We start from the raw sequence: 19,443 nt of genomic DNA, 5'->3' as shown, positions 1-19,443 counted from the left end.
TCGCAGGATGAGCTGGGTGATGCGTGCCTGAGGGCGGGCGTCGGGCGTGTGGTCCTGCGAACTCGGGTGGACGTCCCGTGAGACGGGCAGCCCACAAGCGGTGGGTGGATGCTGCGAGGCATCCGCCCACCGAAGGGCAGAAGCGCGCTACGCGGAGAGCCAGGCGGTGGTGTCGCCCGGGAGGGTGCGGCCGTCGAGGTCGGCGCTCGCGAGGATCACGTCGCCCTCGGGGAGCTCGACGGGGGTCGAGCCCGTGTTCGCCACGACGAGCACGCCGCCGTTGCGGACCGCGAGCACGTCGTCGCCGAACCCGTCGAGCCACTCGAGCTCGCCCGTCGCGAGCGAGCGAGCGCGGCGCTCGGCGAGGAGCGAGCGGTAGAGCTCGAGCGTCGAACCGGCGACCCCGCGCTGGCGGTCGCGGGCGTACGACGCCCACTCGGCGGGCTGCGGGAGCCACGTGGCATCCGCCGGGCCGAAGCCGTACGAGGGCGCGTCGGCCTCCCAGGGCAGCGGCACGCGGCATCCGTCTCGGCCGTAGCGCTCGCCGTTCGTGCGGAACCAGGTCGGGTCCTGGCGGGCGTCGTCGGGCAGGTCGATGGCCTCGGGCAGGCCGAGCTCCTCGCCCTGGTAGAGGTAGGCGGAGCCGGGGAGGGCGAGCATGAGCGCGGTCGCTGCACGTGCGCGGCGGAGGCCGACGACGGGGTCGGGCAGGCCCGGGCTCTTCGGCCCGATGCCGTGGCCCTGCAGGCTGTCGGAGGTGAGCGCGAGACGCGAGGCGTGGCGGATGACGTCGTGGTTCGAGAGCACCCACGTCGAGGGCGCGCCGACGGCGCCGAACGTCTCGATCGAGTGGTCGATCACGGCGCGCAGCGGCGCCGCCTCGAACGGGGTCTCGAGGTAGGCGAAGTTGAACGCCTGGTGCATCTCGTCGGGGCGCACCCACTTGGCGACGCGCGGCAGCGGGTCGACCCAGGCCTCGGCGGCGAGGATGCGCTCGCCGTCGTACCCGTCGAGCACGTGGCGCCAGTCGCGGTAGACCTCGTGCACGCCCTCCTGGCCCCAGTACGGCGCGCCGACGTTCTCGTCGTGGATCTCGGGTTCGAGCGGCACGCCGGCCTCGAGCCCGTGCTGGTTGCCGCCCATCGAGCCGGCGTCGGCCGGCGGGGTGTAGTCGGGCAGGCCCTCGGCCTTGATGAGTCCGTGCGCCACGTCGACCCGGAACCCGTCGACCCCGCGGTCGAGCCAGAAGCGCAGGATGCGGCGGAACTCCTCTCGGACCTCCTCCTGCTCCCAGTCGAAGTCGGGCTGCGAGCTGTCGAAGATGTGCAGGTACCACTGCCCGGGCGTGCCGTCGGGGTTCGCGGTGCGGGTCCACATCGAGCCGCCGAAGACCGACTCCCAGTTGTTCGGCGGGAGCTCGCCGTCGACGCCGAGGCCGTCGCGGAAGATGTAGCGGGCGCGCTCCGGGCTGCCGGGGGCGGCCGCGAGCGCCTGCTGGAACCAGGCGTGCTGGTCGCTCGAGTGGTTCGGGACGAGGTCGACGATGACCTTCAGTCCGAGCCGGTGCGCCTCGGCGAGCATCTCGTCGAAGTCGGCGAGCGTGCCGAACAGCGGGTCGACGTCGCAGTAGTCGGCGACGTCGTAGCCCGCGTCCTTCTGGGGCGAGGTGTAGAACGGCGACAGCCAGATCGCGTCGACGCCGAGCTCGGCGAGCTCGGGAAGGCGCGAGCGGATGCCGGCCAGGTCGCCCATCCCATCGCCGTTCGCGTCGGCGAAGGACCGGGGGTAGATCTGGTAGATCGCGGCGGTGCGCCACCATTCGGAAGTCATGGAGAAAACCTTAAGCCAATCTCAGATATCTGGAAGCGCTTGCACGTTCAGGCGCCCCGCAGGAGCCTAGCAAGCCGGTATCGATCACGTAACGCCGAGTTGTCAATGTGACGAGAAGCAGGTATACCTGAAACCGCTTGCAATCACATGGCGGGCAACATCACACGGAAGAACGGCCTTTCGAGCACGGTGCGCGGAACTCCCCACCAGGCGAAGGCGCCGATCTCACGCACACTGAGAAGGGCACACCAATGCGGGTGAACACGAAGAGCCTCCTCGCGGCCGGCGCCGTCGCCGTCGTCGCGACCCTGGGTCTCGCGAGCTGCGCGAGCGGCGACTCCGGCGAGGGCGACAACGGCGCCTCGGCCGGCGGCACGCTGACCGTCTGGGTCGACTCCGAGCGCGTCGACGCGCTGAAGGGCGCGGCCGAGGCCTACACCGAGGAGACCGGCGTCGAGGTCGAGCTCGTCGGCAAGGACAACGCGACCATCAAGGACGACTTCATCCAGCAGGTGCCGACGGGCGAGGGCCCCGACATCACCATGGGTGCGCACGACTGGCTCGGCGAGCTCTCGACCAACGGCGTCGTCGCGCCGCTCGAGCTCGGCGACTCGGCCGCCGACTACCTCCCCGTCGCGATCGACGCGGCGACCTACGAGGGCACCGTCTACATGCTCCCCTACGCGGTCGAGAACATCGCCGTGCTGCGCAACGCCGACCTCGTCGCCGAGGCGGCCACGAGCTTCGACGACATGATCGCCAAGGGCAAGGCCGCGGGCCTCGACCAGCCGTTCGTCGTCGAGCAGGGCGCCGAGGGCAACCCCTACCACCTCTACCCGTTCCAGACGGCGTTCGGCGCCCCGGTGTTCGGCACCAACGACGAGGGCTACGACCCCACCGACCTGCAGCTCGGCAGCGCGGGCGGCACCGAGTTCGCGACCTGGCTCGGCAGCCAGGGCAAGAACGGCACCGGCGTCTTCAACACCGACATCGACGGTGACATCGCCAAGCAGGCCTTCCTCGACGGCACCGCGGCCTTCTGGCTGACCGGCCCGTGGAACGTCGGCGCGGCCATCGACGGCGGCGTCAACGTCGCCATCGACACCGTCCCGAGCCCGACCGGTGAGGCCGCCGCGCCGTTCGCCGGCGTCAAGGGCTTCTTCGTCTCCTCGGAGTCGGAGAACAAGGTCGCCGCGAACGACTTCCTCGTGAACTACATCGGCACCGAGGACGTCCAGCTCGAGCTGTTCGAGGCCGGCAACATCCTCCCGGCCCTGAGCGCCGCTGCTGAGACCGCCTCGAGCGACCCGATCATCGAGGGCTTCGCGGCCGTCGGGGCCGAGGCCGTCCCGATGCCCGCCATCCCCGCCATGGGTTCGGTGTGGCAGTACTGGGGCATCGCCGAGGCCTCGATCATCAACGGCGAGGACCCGACGGCGACGTGGGAGAAGCTCACCGCCGACGTCCAGGCTGCGATCGACGCCAAGTAAGGCCTGAGGCTCCGGGCCGGATGCCACGTTCACGCGGCATCCGGCTCGGAGCCACTCGCATCCCCGAGCGCCTGAAGAGCGTCTGACGAGCGAGCCGGACGAGAGAGCAAGAGAGCAGCAGATGAGCACCACGATCGACGAGGACGTCGCCACGCAGTCGGCGACGCCGCCCACGAAGCGGCAGAAGCGCGCCGCACGCATCGCGGACGCCGCGTCAGGCGGCATCCGCTCCATCCTGATCAAGCTCCTGCTGCTCGGCATCGTCGACGCGATCGCGGTCTACGCGATCCTCGTCCTCGCGCTCTCGCAGGAGTGGCTGGTGCTCGCGGTCGTCGTCGGCGTGACCGCGCTCGTCAACTGGATCTACTTCTCACGCAAGACCCTCCCGGCGAAGTACCTCACGCCGGGCGTCATCTTCCTGGTGCTGTTCCAGGTGTTCGTGCTCGTCTACACGGGCTACATCGCGTTCACCAACTACGGCACCGGGCACAACGGCTCCAAGGAGCAGGCGGTCAGCTCGCTCATGGCCGCCTCGCTCGAGCGCGTGCCCGAGTCGCCGACCTACCAGGTCACGGTCGTCGACCAGCTCGGCACGCTCGGCCTGCTCGTGACCGACCCCGACGGCGACGCGAGCCTCGGCACGACCGAGCAGCCCCTCCAGTCGGTCGACCCGACCGAGGTCGAGAACGGCAAGGCCGTCGCGGTCGACGGCTGGACCACCCTGCAGTTCGCCGACGTCATCGCTCGCACGAACGAGATCACCGAACTCGCGGTGCCGTTCTCGGACGACCCGAACGACGGCGCCATCCGCACGCCCGACGGCTCGAACGGCTACCTGTACACCTCGAACCTCGAGTACGACGAGGCCGCGGGCACCATGACCGACCTCTCGACCGGCACCGTCTACAGCGACATCGGCACCGGCGCCTTCACCTCGGAGGACGGCACCGAGCTCCTGCCCGGCTGGCAGATCACCGTCGGCTTCGACAACTTCGTCCGCGCCGTGACCGACACCCGCCTCGCGGGCCCGCTCGTCTACGTCACGCTCTGGACCTTCGCGTTCGCGCTCATCTCGGTCGCGACGACGTTCTTCCTCGGCCTCTTCCTCGCGATGGTCTTCAACGACATGCGGATGAAGGGCCGCCGGTACTACCGGGTCGCGATGATCATCCCCTACGCGATCCCGTCGTTCCTGTCGGCGCTCGTCTGGGCGGGAATGATGAACGAGAGCTTCGGCTTCATCAACCAGGTGATCTTCGGCGGGGCCTCGATCCCATGGCTGACGGATCCATGGATGGCGAAGCTCTCGGTGCTCATCGTGAACCTGTGGCTCGGGTTCCCGTACATGTTCCTCATCTGCACGGGTGCGCTGCAGTCGATCCCGGACGACGTGAACGAGGCATCCAGCATCGACGGCGCCTCGGCGTGGCAGACCTTCCGGCACATCAAGCTGCCGCTGCTGCTCGTGAGCGTCGCGCCCCTGCTGATCGCCTCGTTCGCGTTCAACTTCAACAACTTCAACGTCATCTACATGTTGACGAACGGCGGGCCGCGCGACACGGGCGCGCCGATCCCGGTCGGCTTCACCGACATCCTCATCTCGATGGTCTACAAGGTCGCGTTCACCGGCCAGAACCGCGACTACGGCCTCGCGGCGGCGTACTCGATCATCATCTTCATCGTGGTCGCGGTGATCTCGATCATCGCGTTCCGCCGCACCAAGTCGCTCGAGGAGATCAACTGATGTCGAACCAGCAGCCGATCCCCGGCTCCGACGCCGGCCTCCTCGAGGGCGAGCTGCGCGAGCAGCGCGACGCCGTGCGCGTCGGGGGCGACCCCGCGCTCGAGCGCTCGGCCGTGCCCGTCAAGCGCCCCTTCCGCTTCGGCAAGTGGTTCAAGGCGACCGGATGGCGCCACCTCGTCGGCATCGTCGTCGTCGCGTTCGCCCTGTTCCCCGTCGTGTTCGTCATCTCGTCGTCGCTCAACCCGAACGGCACCCTGACCGGCTCGAACGCCCTGTTCTCGCAGATCGGGTTCGACGCGTACGCGCGGATCCTCACGAACCCGCAGGTGCCGTTCACGACGTGGTTCGCGAACACGCTGATCATCGCGGGCGTCACCGCGCTCCTCACGGTGTTCCTCGGGGCGCTCGCCGCGTACGCCTTCTCGCGCATGCGGTTCACCGGCCGCCGGTTCGGCCTCATCACGATCGTGGTCGTGCAGATGTTCCCGCAGATGCTCGCCGTCGTCGCGATCTTCCTCGTGATGACCGCGATCAGCGACTGGTTCCCCGCGATCGGCCTGAACACGCACATCGGCCTGATCATGGTCTACCTCGGCGGTGCGCTCGGCGTGAACACGTACCTCATGTACGGGTACTTCAACACGATCCCGGCGTCGATCGACGAGGCGGCGAAGATCGACGGCGCGGGCCACGCGCGCATCTTCTTCACGATCATCCTGCGACTCGTCGCCCCGATCCTCGCGGTCGTCGCACTGCTGTCGTTCATCTTCTCGGTGAACGAGTACGTCGTGGCCTCCGTGATCCTCATCGACACCGAGAACCAGACCCTCGCGGTCGGCCTCACGAAGCTCGTCTCGAACCCGCGCTACGCGGACTGGGCGGCGTTCTCGGCGGGCGCGGTCATCGCGGCGCTGCCGGTCGTGCTCCTCTTCCTCTACCTGCAGAAGTACATCGTCGGCGGCCTCTCGGCCGGCGCCGTGAAGTAGGGGCTCACCCGAACGTGAAGTCGAGGGGCTGGATCTCCGTCGCGTCCCAGCGGATGGGCCAGCCGCCGGGGACGTCGGCGCCGCCGGTGAGGTCGTCCTCGTCCTCGGGCGGGTAGGTGAGCACGCTCGCCTTGGCGAGCAGGTCGGCGTGGTCGGTGCCGTCGAACGTCGCATCGTCGTCGACCCTGAACGTCAACTCGATGTCGGGCAGCTCGTCGCCGGCGGCCGCCTCCTCGAGCGTGCAGACGCGATTCTCCGCGTCGTACTCGGCGCACCCGACCGGGTCCTCGGTCAGGTCGATCCGGTCGGACCAGTCGAACTTCACCCGCACGATACGCGAACCGTCCTCGGCGGCCGTGCGGTCGTCGAAGATCGCCGCGGTCAGCTCCACGGTCGCCTGCACCTCATCGCCGTTGGCGGCGGTGGAGGGGTCGAACTCGACGTCGACGGGGAATACGTCGGAGCCCAGCACGAGCGGGCCCGTCGCGGGCGGAACCAGCTCGGCCGCCTCGTTCGCGCCCAGCTCCTCGTCGCCCTCGGTGATGCCCGCCGCTTCGAGCGAGACGAGCCCCGCGGCCGACTCGCCGGTCGGGACCTGGATCGGCACGAAGATCCACTGCGTCTCGAGGGAGCCGCCCACCCACCGGCCGCTTCCCTGCTCGGCGGGGGGAACGTCGACGGGGAAGTCGACGACGCAGACGTCCTCTTCGACGGTCACGCACGCGGCGGCCCCGTTCTGCAGGAACGCGCCGAAGAGGTTCGGCGGATCGGCGAAGTCCGGCGTCGAGATCCGGAACGCGAACTGCGCGTCGTCGGAGTTGGCGTCGAGCGAGCGGTGCACCGCCATGACGTACTGGCGGGTGCTCGAGTCGGGGTCGGGCCGGTACGCCTCGACCTGCATCCAGTAGGGCGGCGCGTCGGTCGTGATCTCGACCCGCTCGGCGGCGCTCGGGTCGATGCCGGGATCGACCTCGGAGACCCGGGTGTCGTCGACGCTCACGAGCCGGCTCGGCTTGGCGCTGACGGTGCCCGTGAATCCCTCGGGCGGCACGGTGAACTCCAGGTCGGCCTGAGAGCGCAGCGCGCCCGGGTCGATGAGGCACTGGTCGCCGGGGCGCACCAGTCCGGGCGCATCCGGCTCGCGGAGGTCGTCGGTGGAGGCGTCGAGCCATCCGACGCACGAATCGCTCGCAAGCGCGAGCTGGTCGGGCCAGGTCACGGCGACCGCGACGAGCGCGTCCTGCGGAGCATCCGCCGCATCGACCGCCACGGTAGCGACCACGATGCCGGCGGCCGGGTCCGGGTCGGCCGGAGAGGTCAGCGCGGTGACGACGCTCACGGGCTCCGCGGTCGGCGTGGACGTCGGCGTCTCGGTCGCGGCCTCGGTCGTGGCGACCGGGCGCGCGATGCCGGTGAGGCCGTTCCACAGGAGCACGGCCAGGCCGATGAACACGCCCAGCCCGATCACGGCGGCACCGACGATCGCCGCGACGAACGTCCAGCCGGGCAGGAGCGGGACCTGCCGGAACGTGCCCTCGAGCGTCGCCGACGGCTGCCCCTCCGGCGTCACCGTGACGGTGAAGTCGTGCTGCTCCGGATCGCCCCGCCACAGCACGCTCCGGGCGTGCACCCGGAGGCCGACCTCCTGGGTGGATCCGGCCGGGAGGGCCACCCGCGGGCGATCGATGGTCAGCTCGAGGTTGCCGGCCGAGACGGCGAGGTCGGCCTCGGCATGCGCGTTGCCCGAGTTCGTGATCGAGATACGGGTCGACGCGCCGCGGCGCCCCTCCAGCGTCGGCGGCGTCAGCACCCCGGCGACGTCGCTGAACGACTGGATCGTCGCGATCGCCTCGAGCACGAGGAAGTCGTCGGGATCGCCGGCCGGGACGACCCGGAAGCGCACGACCATCTCGCCCACGGCCCAGGTGCCGCTGTGCGCGAGCTGCATGGTCGCGACCGCGGTGCCGGTCTCGCCGGGGTGGACGAGCACGGTGTCGGGCTCGATGACGATGAGGTCGGCGGCGTCGTCGATCGCCGTGAGCCGATACGCCTCGACGTCGTCGCCCTCGTTCCGGAGCGTCAGCGTGAACTGCTCGGACGTCCCGGGTGTGATCGTGAGCGAGGCAGGCTCGATGTCGGCGACCGTGGCCATGCATCCGACGCTACGAACGAATCGCGCCGCGCGTGTCGGCCCTCCGACCCGCCTTCCGGGCACGAGCCGTGCCCTTTCGGTCACCCGCCGATGATCACCGTCGGGGCACCGGGGCCCGGGGCCACGGGGATGCCGTGCATCGACAGGTCGGCGAGCCTCGCGGCCGGGAACCCGCCGATCAGCACCGTCGTGCTGCCCATGGCGATGCCGTTCGGCGCGGGCGAGGCGCACACGATGCCGCCGGGGATGCCGTTGGCCACGGCGGCGGGCATGCCGGCGATGAGCACGGTCGGCACCGACGCCACCGGCGTGATCGGCCCGCCGACGTGCGGGACGACGCCGTCGACGAGCGGGCACATGGCCATGTCGCCGACGCGGAGCGCGGGACCGACGGGCATGCCCCGACGCTACCCGGCGCGCTGCACCGGCGGGCGGGTGGGCGGGCGGGCGAACGGGCAGCGCCGCCGCCCGTTGAGGACATGTTGAGTGCGCGGAGAGCGGCCGTTGCGATCATGCTCGCGACGGCACCGGCCGGGCGCCGTCGACAGCGCCGAGGAGGATGCCATGTCACGCATCGCCGTCCGCGTGTACGCGCGGGACCCGATCTCGGAGGCCGGGGTGACGAGTGCGCTCCGGCCGCGTCCCGAGGTGCGGATCGTCTCAGCCGAGGGGGATGAGCCGCCGGACGTCGTCCTCGTGATCGTCGACGCGGTCGACGACGAGTCGCTGAACACGCTGCGCTTCGTCCGTCGCAACGGCGAGGCGCGAGTCATCCTGATCGCCGCCCAACTCGACGACCAGGACCTCGTCCGCGCCGTCGAGAGCGGTGCGGTGGGGTTCGTCCGCCGCTCCGAGGCGACGACCGACCGGCTCGTGTCGTGCATCACCTCGGCCGCCGCCGGCGAGGGCACGGTCCCGCCGGACCTGCTCGGTCGGCTGCTCGACCAGGTCGGCCGGCTCCAGCGCACCGTGCTCGACCCGCGCGGCATCGCGTTCACCGGGCTCGCGTCGAGGGAGATCGAGGTGCTTCGGCTCGTGGCCGACGGCTGGGACACGGCCCACATCGCGGCCGAGCTCTGCTACTCGGAGCGCACCGTCAAGAACGTGCTGCACGACGTCACGACCCGCCTGCAGCTGAGGAACCGCTCGCACGCCGTCGCGTACGCGATGCGGGAAGGGCTGATCTGACCCGTCCGGTCGCGCGAGGCCGGATGCGGAGGCCGGCGCGCGCAGGCGCGGAGCGCCGCGCCGACCGCTTGCCCGAGGAGGAATCCGACCCTGCCCCCGCGGATGCCCCGGCCCATCCGACCGGCGCGGGGCGCCGCCCGCACACTTGACGCATGATCGGCGAGATCGACGATGCGATCCGTGCCCTCGTGCGACGGTCGGAGGGGATCGCCGCGGACATCGAGGTCGCCCTCGACGCGCCGACGAAGGAGTGGGCGGCCCGCCGCAACGCGCCGACCGTGGACCTCTTCCTCTATGACATCCGCGAGGACACGCGCCGCCGCGAGCACGGCTTCACCGAGGTGCGCGACGAGCACGGCGTCGTCACGAGCCGCATCCCCGCCCCGCGGTTCTTCAAGCTCTCCTACCTCGTGACGGCGTGGACGCAGCGCCCCGACGACGAGCACCGCCTCCTCGACGCGCTGCTGCGCTGCTTCCTGCAGTACGACGCCGTTCCCGACTCGTTCGTCGTCGACACGCTCGCCGAGACCGGGCTTCCGTGCTCGATCAACGTGGCCCTGCCGCCGCCGGAGGACCGGGCATTCGCCGACGTCTGGTCGTCGCTCGGCGGCGAACTCAAGCCGTCGCTCGACGTGGTGATCACCGCGCCGATGACGCGCGGCATCTCGTACGCCGCCGGCCCGCCGGTCGACCGGGTGGAGACGCGGATCAGCGCCGAATCGATCGGTGCGACCGACCAGGTCGGAACCCGGCCGCGGGTCGGCACGGGCCATGCCCGCTCGGGGAGCTGACATGATCTCCGACCCCGGCATCGTGCACCTGCTGGGTCGGGTCGGCGTCATCGAGGACCGGATCCGACGGCTGGTGGCGGCTCGGCGTGCGGTCGATCCGCAGCCCGACGATCCGTTCCGCGGGCTCTACCTCAGCGACGAGATGGTCGACCGCCTGCTGGCGGGGGCGCCGGGGGTGCCCGACTGGTCGGATGCCTCGGCTCGCCTCGCCGAGACCGAGCAGGCCGCCGACCTCGCCGAGGCCGCCGGGCACCAACTCCGGCTCCGGCGCCTGTCGCAGGCCTTCGGCCTGGGCCCGATCGACGAGGACCTGCTCGTCATCGCGCTGGCGGCCGACCTCGACCCGAGGTTCGAGCGCTTCTTCGGGTACCTCAACGACGACGTCGGCCGCCGCCGTCCGTCGTTCGCGCTCGCACTCGAACTCTGCGGGGTGCCGCTCACGTCGGCGGCCGACCGGGCCCGGCTCATCTCCGGGCCGCTCGTCTCGGGCGGCCTCGTGGTCGTCGAGGACGACGAGCGGCCGCTGCCGGGCCGGGCGGTGCGGGTCCCCGACCGCGTCGTCGGACACCTGCTGGGCGACGACGGGCCCGACCGCGCGCTCGAGGGCGTCGTCCGCGACCCGTCGTCGGTCGAATGGGGCGACCCGAGCCGCGTGGCGGCCGCGCTCGCGGCCGGCATCCGTCTCATCCACCTGCGCGAGCCGGCCACCGGCTCGGGCGAGGCCGTCGCCCATCGCGGACTGCGGGCGCAGGGGCTCGGCGCGCTCTACCTCGACCTCTCCCGGCTCGGCGGCGAGCAGGAGGCGATCCCGCTCGCCCACGCCGCGGTCCGCGAGGTGCGGCTGCGCGGCTCCGGCCTCATCGTCGGGCCGCTCACCGAGACGACACCCGCCGCGCTCGTCGAGGTGCTCGCCGACTCGCCCCAGCCGACGGTGTTCGTCGGCGACACGACCTGGAACCCGTCGTGGTGGCGCGAGCTGCCGGCGATGATCGAGGTCGAACCGACGACCGTCGACGATCGCGCGCGGCTGTGGCGCGACTTCCTCGGGCCCGCCGCCGAGTCGATCGACGTCGCCGAGGTCACCGGCCAGTTCCGGCTCCGTCCCGAGCAGGTGCAGCGCGCGGCGCGCACGGCGCGCACGCAGGCGACGGTCTCCCGGAGCGGCGCGCTGACGGCCGACGACCTCGCCGCCGGAGCGCGAGCCGAGAACGCGTCGGCGCTCGATCGCCTCGCCCGCCGCGTCGACCCGCGGGTCGGCTGGGACGACCTCGTGCTCCCCGCGGCGCCGCTGAACGCCCTCCAAGAGATCGAGCTGCGCGCACGCCATCGCGAACAGGTGCTGGGTGACTGGGGCATGCGACCGGGCGGCGGTCGGGGCCACGGGGTGGTCGCCCTCTTCGCCGGGGACTCCGGCACGGGCAAGACGATGTCGGCCGAGGTGGTCGCCGGCGGGCTCGGGCTCGACCTCTACGTCATCGACCTGTCGACGGTCATCGACAAGTACATCGGCGAGACGGAGAAGAACCTCGAGCGGATCTTCCGGGCCGCGACGGGCACCAACGCGGTGCTGCTCTTCGACGAGGCCGACGCCGTGTTCGGCAAGCGCAGCGACGTGAAGGACGCGCACGACCGGTACGCGAACGTCGAGAGCGCCTACCTGCTGCAGCGCATGGAGACCTTCGACGGCCTCGCGATCCTCGCGACGAACCTCCGGGCGAACATCGACGAGGCGTTCACGCGGCGCCTCGACGTCATCGTCGACTTCCCGATGCCGGACGCCGCCCACCGGTCCAGGCTCTGGGACCGCAGCCTCGGCAGCCGGCTCGGCCGCGACGACGACATCGACCTCGAGTTCCTCGGCCAGTCGTTCGAGCTCGCGGGCGGCGCCATCCGCTCTGCCGCCATCACCGCCGCGTACCTCGCCGCGGCCGAGCACGGCACGGTGCGCATGAAGCACCTCATCGTCGCGGTGCACCGCGAGTACCGCAAGCTCGGCCGGCTCGTGGTCGAGCGCGAGTTCGGCCGCTACTGGGCCGAGGTGGGCAGCGGATGACGCGCCTCGCGTCCGGGGCCGGCAGGAGGCCGACACGGCTCGACGGGCGACGGCGCGACCGGCAGCCTCCGTTGAGGGCGGAACCCGCGCCTGCGCAGCGCGTCGTCGACCTTCAGCGGTCCGCGGGGAACGATGCCGTCGCCGGCGTGCTGCAACGGCAGGGCGCACCACCGGTCGCACCGGTCGTCGCGTTCAAGCCCGCGGCGACGCTCACGACGCTCACGCTCGGCGAGCTCGACGACTACGCCCGCGACCGGCCCGACTGGATGACCGACCCGGCACTGTCGGCGGCGACCCGTCGGGATCTCATGGACCTGCTCCGGTGGGCGCGTCGCGGTGCGCCTGCGCCCATGGACCCGTGCCGGCCGTTCACGTGCGCCGACCTCGTCGCGCAATCGGCGACCGACCGGCGCGACCTCGAGGTCTTCGCCCGCGCATCGCAGCGGAAGGACTCGGCCGAGCCGCCGGACGGGACGACCGCGCTCGCGGACGCGGTGAAGCTCGGCGGCACGATCCGCGAGCTCGAGACGCGACTGCCCAAGGCGGACCTTCACCGGGGTCTCGGCGGGACGGACGAAGCGAAGGCCGAGCTCGGCGTGCTCTCCGGGAGCGGCAGGGCCGCCGACCTCGCGTCGTACTTCCGCCGTGCCCACGCCTACCTCGAGGCCGACACGGGGCGCGACTCGAAGTCGTACCGGGAGTGGGGCGCCGACCCCGCCGCGTACATCGGGAAGGTCCCCGACGTGCGGAACCTGCACCGCTTCCAGGAGGCGCTGCTCAAGCAGCTGATCACGAACCGGGCGGACCGGAGCCGCAGCAAGCCGCTGCTGATCATCCTGCACACCGGGACCGACCACAACGGCGCCTTCCACGACGACGCGCAGCTCACCGATGTCGTCACCAACGCCGCCAACCTCGCGCTGATGATCGAGGGCGCCACGACCCTCGAGGCCGCCGGCGCACGTCTCACCGCCCTGGCGCGGACCTACGGCCAGGCGGGCCGGGTCAAGCAGGTGATGCTGGCCGGCCACGGCGGGCCGACCGGCATCGAGCTGGCCGGGCGTCCGGGTGCACCGGACTCGGCCGCCTCCGACGCCCCGGGCACCACGAGCAGGCGACGGACCGAGCGATTCATCCGCGGCCTCGTCGCCGTGATGGCACCCGGCCCCGACGCCCGTATCGTCCTGAACGCCTGCCTGACCGCGGCCGAGCCCGTCGCCGACAACCTTCCGGCGAACCCCGCACTCGCGCGCGCGACGATCCTCCACAGCCTGACGACGAACCCCAGCATCGCCACGCTCATCCGCAACATGGCGGGCGGGCGCACCGTCGAGGGGAACGTGGCATCCGTCGGCCCCGGCTCGTACATCACGGCCGCAGGCGAGCTGCACCAGACGATCCCGGGCGACGAGGCCGCCGCCTCGACGAACCCGGCCGACTACGTCGAGAAGGGCCATGAGCCCGAGGGCGCCGCCCGAAGCCTCGTGGTGCTGTGGGCGCGGGATGCCGCCGCCGCGACCGCGGCCATGACGGCGCGCAAGGGGCACGGATTCACGTCGTACGGCGACGTGGTCATCGCGGAGATCTTCGACGTCTTCGAATCGACCGGGGACATCTCGGGGCTGGCACGCGTCGCCGAGCAGTCCTCGCGCGGGCTCAGCGAGTTCCACGACTCCGACCATCAGACGCCGGGCGAGATCTGGGGCATGGAGAACGCGGCCGCGTTCGAATCGAAACTGGCCCCGAAGATCCGGGCGATCGGCTCGATCGGCGCCGGCGGGCGCGTCGCCCTCGATCAGGTGCGCCTCGGCCCAGACCCGACCCGGGTGGCGGCGATCACCGGCATCGTGCAAGCCGCGACCTCGCTCGACGCACTCCGGAAGCACCTGTCCGACGAGTGGCTCGCCACGCGCATCGTCGACCTCCTCCCGCACGCGAGCGCCGCCGCGCCCACGCGGGCTCACATCATGCTCGGGGGCGCGACGTGGCCGCACGCCCACACCGAGGGATTCTTCCGCGCCAACGCCGGAGGCGGGACGCGGCTGCGGCCGCCCGCGGGGGAGAGCGTCGACCGGCTCACGGACGCCGATCCGTCCGAGAACACGATCCTCACGAAGCTCGGCATCGTACGGACCGCCCCGACTCCGCCAGCGGCCGGGGGCGGGGCCGTCGCCGCGGTCGAATCGCTGTCGAAGGTGGGCCGCACGACGCCCGCCTGGCTCAACGTCCGCGAGGGACCCGACCTCGCGACGGCGCGCGTGGACGTGCTCCCGCGCGGGGCGCGCATCGACATCATCGGGCAGAGCGGAGCATGGTTCGCCGTGCTCTTCGGCGGGCACATGCGCTACGTGTCGAAGCGCTACGTCGTGGTGCTCCCGTGATCGCGTGTCGGAGGCCGTTCGGGTGCATCCGGGTGCCCGAAGGGGCAGACCTCGCCCGGCCGGGGCGCGGCGGCGGTGCAATGGAATCGGGCGATCGTGGAGGTGGACCATGCACGCACACGACTGGGACCCCGCCGAGCCGGCGGCGGGCCGCAAGCCGGAGACCGCACGCGAGGCGTCGGTCGCGACGGAGGCGGCAGGGCTCGCCGCGCGGCGCGCCGACGCGATCGGACCCGCCGGGTTGCTGCGACTGCAGCGCGACGCCGGCAACGGCGCGGTCAGCGACCTCGTCGAGGAGGGCCGATCGCCCGTGCACGACGTGATCTCGTCGGGCGGCGCGTCGCTCGACCCCGGGCTGCGCACCGACATGGAGGAGCGGCTCGGCGCCGACTTCGGCGACGTGAAGGTGCACACGGATGCGCCGGCGCACGAGTCCGCGCGGTCGGTCAACGCGCACGCGTACACCGTCGGGTCGCACGTCGTGTTCCAGCGCGACGCCTACGACCCGTCGACGACGGCGGGGCGGACCACGATCGCGCACGAGCTCACGCATGTCGTGCAGCAGCGTTCCGGACCGGTCGACGGGTCGCCCGCGGGCAGCGGCATCAGCGTCAGCGACCCGGGCGACCGGTTCGAACGCGCGGCCGCCGACAACGCGGCGCGCGTGATGGGCGAGCCGACGCCGGTGCAGCGGCAGGCGGATGACCCGGGCGCGACCCCGACCGTGCAGCGCCAGGGCGAAGAGGAGGAGGACGAGTCCGTCCAGGGCCTCTTCGTGCAGCGCCAGGATGCGGAGGAACCGGAGGAGGAGGCGGCGACCTGAGCCGCGACCGGCCATGGCTCGGACCTCCGCACCGCCCCGACCGACGCCCGGCACTTGACCGGAGTCGACGTCGATGACGCTCGCCGCGGAGACGACACGCGATCGACCGCCCGTCGATCGGCGCCCGCCCGGCGGCATCCGCTCGGCGACGACCACCGCGCTCGCCGCAGCCCGCCGGAGCCTGGACCGCGGAGCGGCGCCGCCCGGCACCGAGTCGATCCTCGCGCTGCAGCGCGCGGCCGGGAACGCCGCGGTCAGCGCCCTCGTCGCCGCGAAGTGGCGGCGGCCCGGCGGCGACGCGGTCGTCGAGATCGACGGCGCGCTCGTCGAGCTGCGCCGCGACGAACCCGACATCGAACGCGTGGAACGCGGGCTCAAGCAGGCGAAGGCGGTCGGGATCCCGGTCGACCTCGAGGGCATGAAGCCGCCGGCTTCGGCGCTCGCGGTGCGGATCACCGGCTTCGGTCCCGGCTCGGTGCCGGCGAAGAAGGCCGTCCCGCCGCCGAAGCCCGTGCCGGCCAAGTCTCCGCTCGGGAAGGCCGCGGCCAAGCGCACCGCGGTCAAGGCCGGGCCGGCCGCGGCGGCCCCGCGTGCCGCGGGAGGCGGCGGCGGCCCGGCGGCCCTCGCGGGGCCGAAGCCGCTGACGGCCGACAAGCTGCTCCTTCCGCCGGTGCAGCCCCCCGGTGTCGCACCGAAGAAGGACCCCGCGTTCACGCGGGTCGCGGGCGGGGTGAAGTCGTTCGGGGCGGCGAAGCGCGCCCACCCGCCCGCGGCGTCGAAGGCGAAGGCGGCGCAGGACGCCGCCGTCGCCCCGAGCGACGACCTCCTCGGTCAGGCGAAGGCCGCCAAGGCCGACTCGATGGACGCCCAGCAGCCGGGGACCTTCGACAAGAAGGCCTTCATCGCCGCCGTCAAGTCCGCGATCGAGGCGAAGTCGCCGAAGACCCTCAAGGAGGCCGACGACTACGCCAAGTCGGGCAAGGCCGGCGAGGTCAAGGGCGAGGTGAAGGGGCTCGTCGGCCAGGGCAAGGAGGGCGCGGCGCACGACATCGAGGCCGCGACGGCGGCGCCGCCCGACCAGTCGAAGGCCGTGCCGAAGCCCGTGACGCCGATGGCGGCCGAGAACCCGGGGCAGGTCGCGCAGATCCCCGCCGCCGGAGCCGTGCCGAAGCCCGCGCCCGCGGAGCAGCTCAACCTCGAGGCGGGCAAGCGCGAGGTCGACCAGGAGATGGTCGACGCGAACGTCACCGACGAGCAGCTCGCGAAGTCGGGCGAGCCCGAGTTCGAGGGTGCGCTCGCCGAGAAGCGGACGGCGGCGGCGCACGCGGACTCGGCCCCTGGCGAGTACCGGGCCGTGGAGCAGGCGACCATCACCCAGGGCAAGGCCCAGGCCGGCGCGGCCACGGCGGCGGGCGTGCAGGGCATGCAGGGGACCAAGGCGGCCGCGCTCGCCAAGCTCGTCGCCGACAAGGGCCGCACGAAGACGAAGGACGAGCAGCGGCGGGCCGAGGTCACCGCCAAGATCCAGGGCATCTTCAGCGCCACCGAGACCGACGTGAAGAAGATCCTCGACGGGATCGACCCGAAGGTCGAGGCGGAGTTCGAACGAGGAGAGGCCGCCGCGAGGGCGCGCTTCGAGTCGTACGTCGCGGCGAAGATGTCGGCCTACAAGCGAGACCGGTACGGCGGATGGCTCGGGGGCCTCCGTTGGGCCAAGGACAAGCTCTTCGGCATGCCCGACAAGGTCAACGAGTTCTACGTCGCCGGTCGCGAGCTCTACCTCGCGCAGATGGACGGCGTGATCGATCGCGTCGCGAACCTCGTCGGCGGAGCCCTGACCGCGGCGAAGCAGCGCATCGCGAAGGGTCGCGGCGAGATCGCCTCCTACGTGAAGTCGCTGCCGAAGGACCTGCAGCGGGTGGGGTCGGATGCCGCCAAGGAGATCGGGGACCGGTTCGATCAACTCGAGAGCGAGGTCAAGGACAAGGAGAACGACGTCGTCCAGACGCTCGCGACGAAGTACGTCGAGGCGCGCAAGGGGCTCGACGAGCGCATCGAAGCCCTCCAGGCCGAGAACCGTGGGCTCGTCGACAAGGCGATCGGCGCGATCAAGGCCGTCATCAACACCATCCGCCAGCTGGCCGCGATGCTGCGGAGCGCGCTCTCGCGCGCCGCGAGCGTCATCGGCGACATCGTCGGCGATCCGGTCGGCTTCCTCGGCAACCTCATCAGCGGCATCAAGGGCGGCATCGACAAGTTCTTCGCGAACATCACCACGCACCTCAAGAAGGGCCTCCTCGGCTGGCTGTTCGGCCAACTCGGAGACGCGGGCATCGAGATCCCCGACACGTTCGACCTCAAGGGCATCGTGAAGCTGCTCGCCTCGGTGTTCGGCCTCACCTGGGCGAACATCCGCAACCGACTCGTCCGGCAGATCGGCGAGACGGCGATGGCGGCGGTCGAGCGCGGCGTCGAGATCTTCCAGATCATCAAGGACCAGGGCGTGGCCGGGCTCTGGGACAAGCTCGTCGAGAAGATCGGCGACCTCAAGGCGATGATCGTCGACCAGATCCAGGACTTCGTGATCACGAAGATCATCGCCGCGGGCATCACCTGGCTGATCAGCCTGCTGAACCCCGCCGCCGCGTTCATCAAGGCGTGCAAGCTGATCTACGACGTCGTCATGTTCTTCGTGAACAACGCCGAGCGCATCGCGCAGTTCGTGAACACCGTCATCGACGGCGTCGTCGACATCGCGAAGGGCCGGGTCGGCGTCGTCGTCGACAAGGTCGAGAGCGCACTGGGGCAGATGGTGCCGATCCTCATCGGCTTCATCGCGAGCGTCCTCGGCATCGGCGGCATCGGCGAGAAGATCCGCTCGATCATCCAGGCCATCCAGCGGCCGATCAACAAGGCCCTCGACTTCCTCATCAAGACCGGGCTCAAGGTCGCCGGCCCGATCATCCGCGGCATCAAGGGCATCAGCACGAAGGTCAAGGCGAAGGTCGCGGCGGGCAAGGCGTGGGTGAAGGGCAAGGTCGAGGCCGGGAAGGCGGCGGCACTTCGACTCTTCAAGCGGACATTCGCCGTAGGCGGGGAGTCGCACACGCTCGCGACTTCCGGCGCCCCGGGTGCGCTCGAGCTCACAATAGCTAGTCGAAAGGCGACAGTCGCCGCGCACCAGAAGCGAGCGGCGAAGAAAGCGACACGCGACAAGCGGCCCGCGCTGGCCAAAGAGGCATTGGAAGTCATCAACCTGGCGGCAGCCGTCAAGGCGAAGGTGAACGCCAAGGATTCGGTGGAGGCCCAGAACCGGGCAGCCATCGACGACCTTGTGAAGGTGATCAAGGAGGTCTGGGCGCGAATCGGCTACACGGGTGAGCCACCGCGTGAGGAATTCGCCGACGCTGGGAAGAAAGGCGTCGTGGGTGAGGTCGGGCGGCACAAGGATCAAGGTTCGAGAGGCTACGGCGGTCGAGACAAGCGCGCGAAAAAGAATCGACTGGAGAGCGAGCACGTCATCCCGCGGGCATGGATCCAGGCCTTCATCTCGAATTACGCGAAGTATCGGATGTCGAAGAAGGACGACGACCGGCTCTACGCGCGCATGACCACGATCATGATCTACAAGGGCGCCGCCGATCGAAAGACCGAGAAGCAGAAGCACGCCGACAATGTCGCGCTGGCCGGGCTGCGGAAGGTCATGGCTGGGCATCCCGAGGCCAAGGATCCGGACAGGGTCTCGCAGGCGGTCAAGAACGCATTCGCGGGTCCGCTCGCGAGCCGAATACGGTTGACCAAGGAATCGCGCGACGAGGAACACGTCGAGAGCAAGCGAACCGGATCGCCCGTCCCATCCGACTCCGCGATCGACGGCGCGGCACTTCGACAGCTTCTCGACGTCGTCGAATTCCTCGCCGCGAGTATCGCAGAGCGTCAATCTGCGCGCCGTGGTCGCTGAGTCGTCGCCACCCACAACCGCGTCGACGGGTCGCACCGCGCCAT

Annotated in this window: 12 protein-coding genes; 9 read left to right on the top strand and 3 right to left on the bottom strand. The window is 71.1% G+C overall.

The genetic code is table 11. The features are described 5' to 3' along the window. Window positions 1–147: 147 nt before the first annotated feature. A complete protein-coding gene (locus tag GJ743_RS13615; protein WP_155052467.1) occupies window positions 148–1,830 on the bottom strand; it encodes a glycoside hydrolase family 13 protein in 1,683 nt (560 codons plus the stop codon). Between the two features lie 251 nt (window positions 1,831–2,081). Between GJ743_RS13615 and GJ743_RS13610 the strand changes: the two genes are divergently transcribed. From GJ743_RS13610 to GJ743_RS13600, 3 genes are all read left to right on the top strand, one after another. Continuing rightward, window positions 2,082–3,320, top strand: coding sequence for a sugar ABC transporter substrate-binding protein (locus GJ743_RS13610; protein ID WP_155052466.1), 1,239 nt, complete (start codon window positions 2,082–2,084; stop codon window positions 3,318–3,320). A gap of 121 nt (window positions 3,321–3,441) precedes the next feature. Continuing rightward, a complete protein-coding gene (locus GJ743_RS13605) occupies window positions 3,442–5,064 on the top strand; it encodes an ABC transporter permease subunit (protein ID WP_155052465.1) in 1,623 nt (540 codons plus the stop codon). After that, the gene (locus GJ743_RS13600) at window positions 5,064–6,050 is read left to right on the top strand and encodes a sugar ABC transporter permease (protein WP_155052464.1); all 987 of its coding nucleotides are present in this window, start codon (window positions 5,064–5,066) and stop codon (window positions 6,048–6,050) included. The genes GJ743_RS13605 and GJ743_RS13600 overlap by 1 nt, the downstream gene beginning before the upstream one ends. A 4-nt stretch (window positions 6,051–6,054) precedes the next feature. Here GJ743_RS13600 and GJ743_RS13595 read toward each other — a convergent pair whose 3' ends face one another. Together GJ743_RS13595 and GJ743_RS13590 are read right to left on the bottom strand one after the other, a co-directional pair. Next, window positions 6,055–8,202, bottom strand: a complete 2,148-nt coding sequence (locus GJ743_RS13595; RefSeq protein ID WP_155052463.1) for a COG1470 family protein — start codon at window positions 8,200–8,202, stop codon at window positions 6,055–6,057. Window positions 8,203–8,282: 80 nt separating this feature from the next. Then, window positions 8,283–8,600 carry a PAAR domain-containing protein gene (locus tag GJ743_RS13590; protein WP_155052462.1) on the bottom strand — a complete coding sequence of 106 codons (318 nt, stop codon included), beginning with the start codon at window positions 8,598–8,600 and terminating at the stop codon, window positions 8,283–8,285. A 166-nt stretch (window positions 8,601–8,766) separates the two neighbouring features. Here GJ743_RS13590 and GJ743_RS13585 point away from each other — a divergent pair, with 166 nt between their 5' ends. The 6 genes from GJ743_RS13585 (at window position 8,767) to GJ743_RS13560 (ending at window position 19,399) form a co-directional block, all read left to right on the top strand. Then, window positions 8,767–9,390 (top strand): response regulator transcription factor, encoded by a 624-nt coding sequence (locus tag GJ743_RS13585; RefSeq protein ID WP_155052461.1) that lies wholly within the window; start codon window positions 8,767–8,769, stop codon window positions 9,388–9,390. Window positions 9,391–9,542: 152 nt separating this feature from the next. Beyond that, complete coding sequence (locus GJ743_RS13580) at window positions 9,543–10,181, top strand: DUF4255 domain-containing protein (RefSeq protein ID WP_155052460.1); 639 nt, start codon at window positions 9,543–9,545, stop codon at window positions 10,179–10,181. Between the two features lies 1 nt (window position 10,182). Beyond that, window positions 10,183–12,234, top strand: coding sequence for an ATP-binding protein (locus tag GJ743_RS13575; protein ID WP_155052459.1), 2,052 nt, complete (start codon window positions 10,183–10,185; stop codon window positions 12,232–12,234). Window positions 12,235–12,380: 146 nt separating this feature from the next. Then, on the top strand, window positions 12,381–14,615 hold the full coding sequence (locus tag GJ743_RS13570) for an SH3 domain-containing protein (RefSeq protein WP_155052458.1): 2,235 nt from the start codon (window positions 12,381–12,383) through the stop codon (window positions 14,613–14,615). 109 nt (window positions 14,616–14,724) lie between these two features. Continuing rightward, on the top strand, window positions 14,725–15,438 hold the full coding sequence (locus tag GJ743_RS13565) for an eCIS core domain-containing protein (protein ID WP_155052457.1): 714 nt from the start codon (window positions 14,725–14,727) through the stop codon (window positions 15,436–15,438). A gap of 73 nt (window positions 15,439–15,511) precedes the next feature. Further along, window positions 15,512–19,399 (top strand): phage tail protein, encoded by a 3,888-nt coding sequence (locus GJ743_RS13560; RefSeq protein ID WP_155052456.1) that lies wholly within the window; start codon window positions 15,512–15,514, stop codon window positions 19,397–19,399. Window positions 19,400–19,443: the final 44 nt, after the last annotated feature.

Origin of the sequence: Agromyces bracchium, assembly GCF_009709675.1 — a bacterium.
In the GTDB taxonomy this organism is placed as follows: domain Bacteria; phylum Actinomycetota; class Actinomycetes; order Actinomycetales; family Microbacteriaceae; genus Agromyces; species Agromyces bracchium.
Note: the sequence above shows the minus strand (reverse complement) of the source record. Positions and strands in the feature narration are given on the sequence as shown.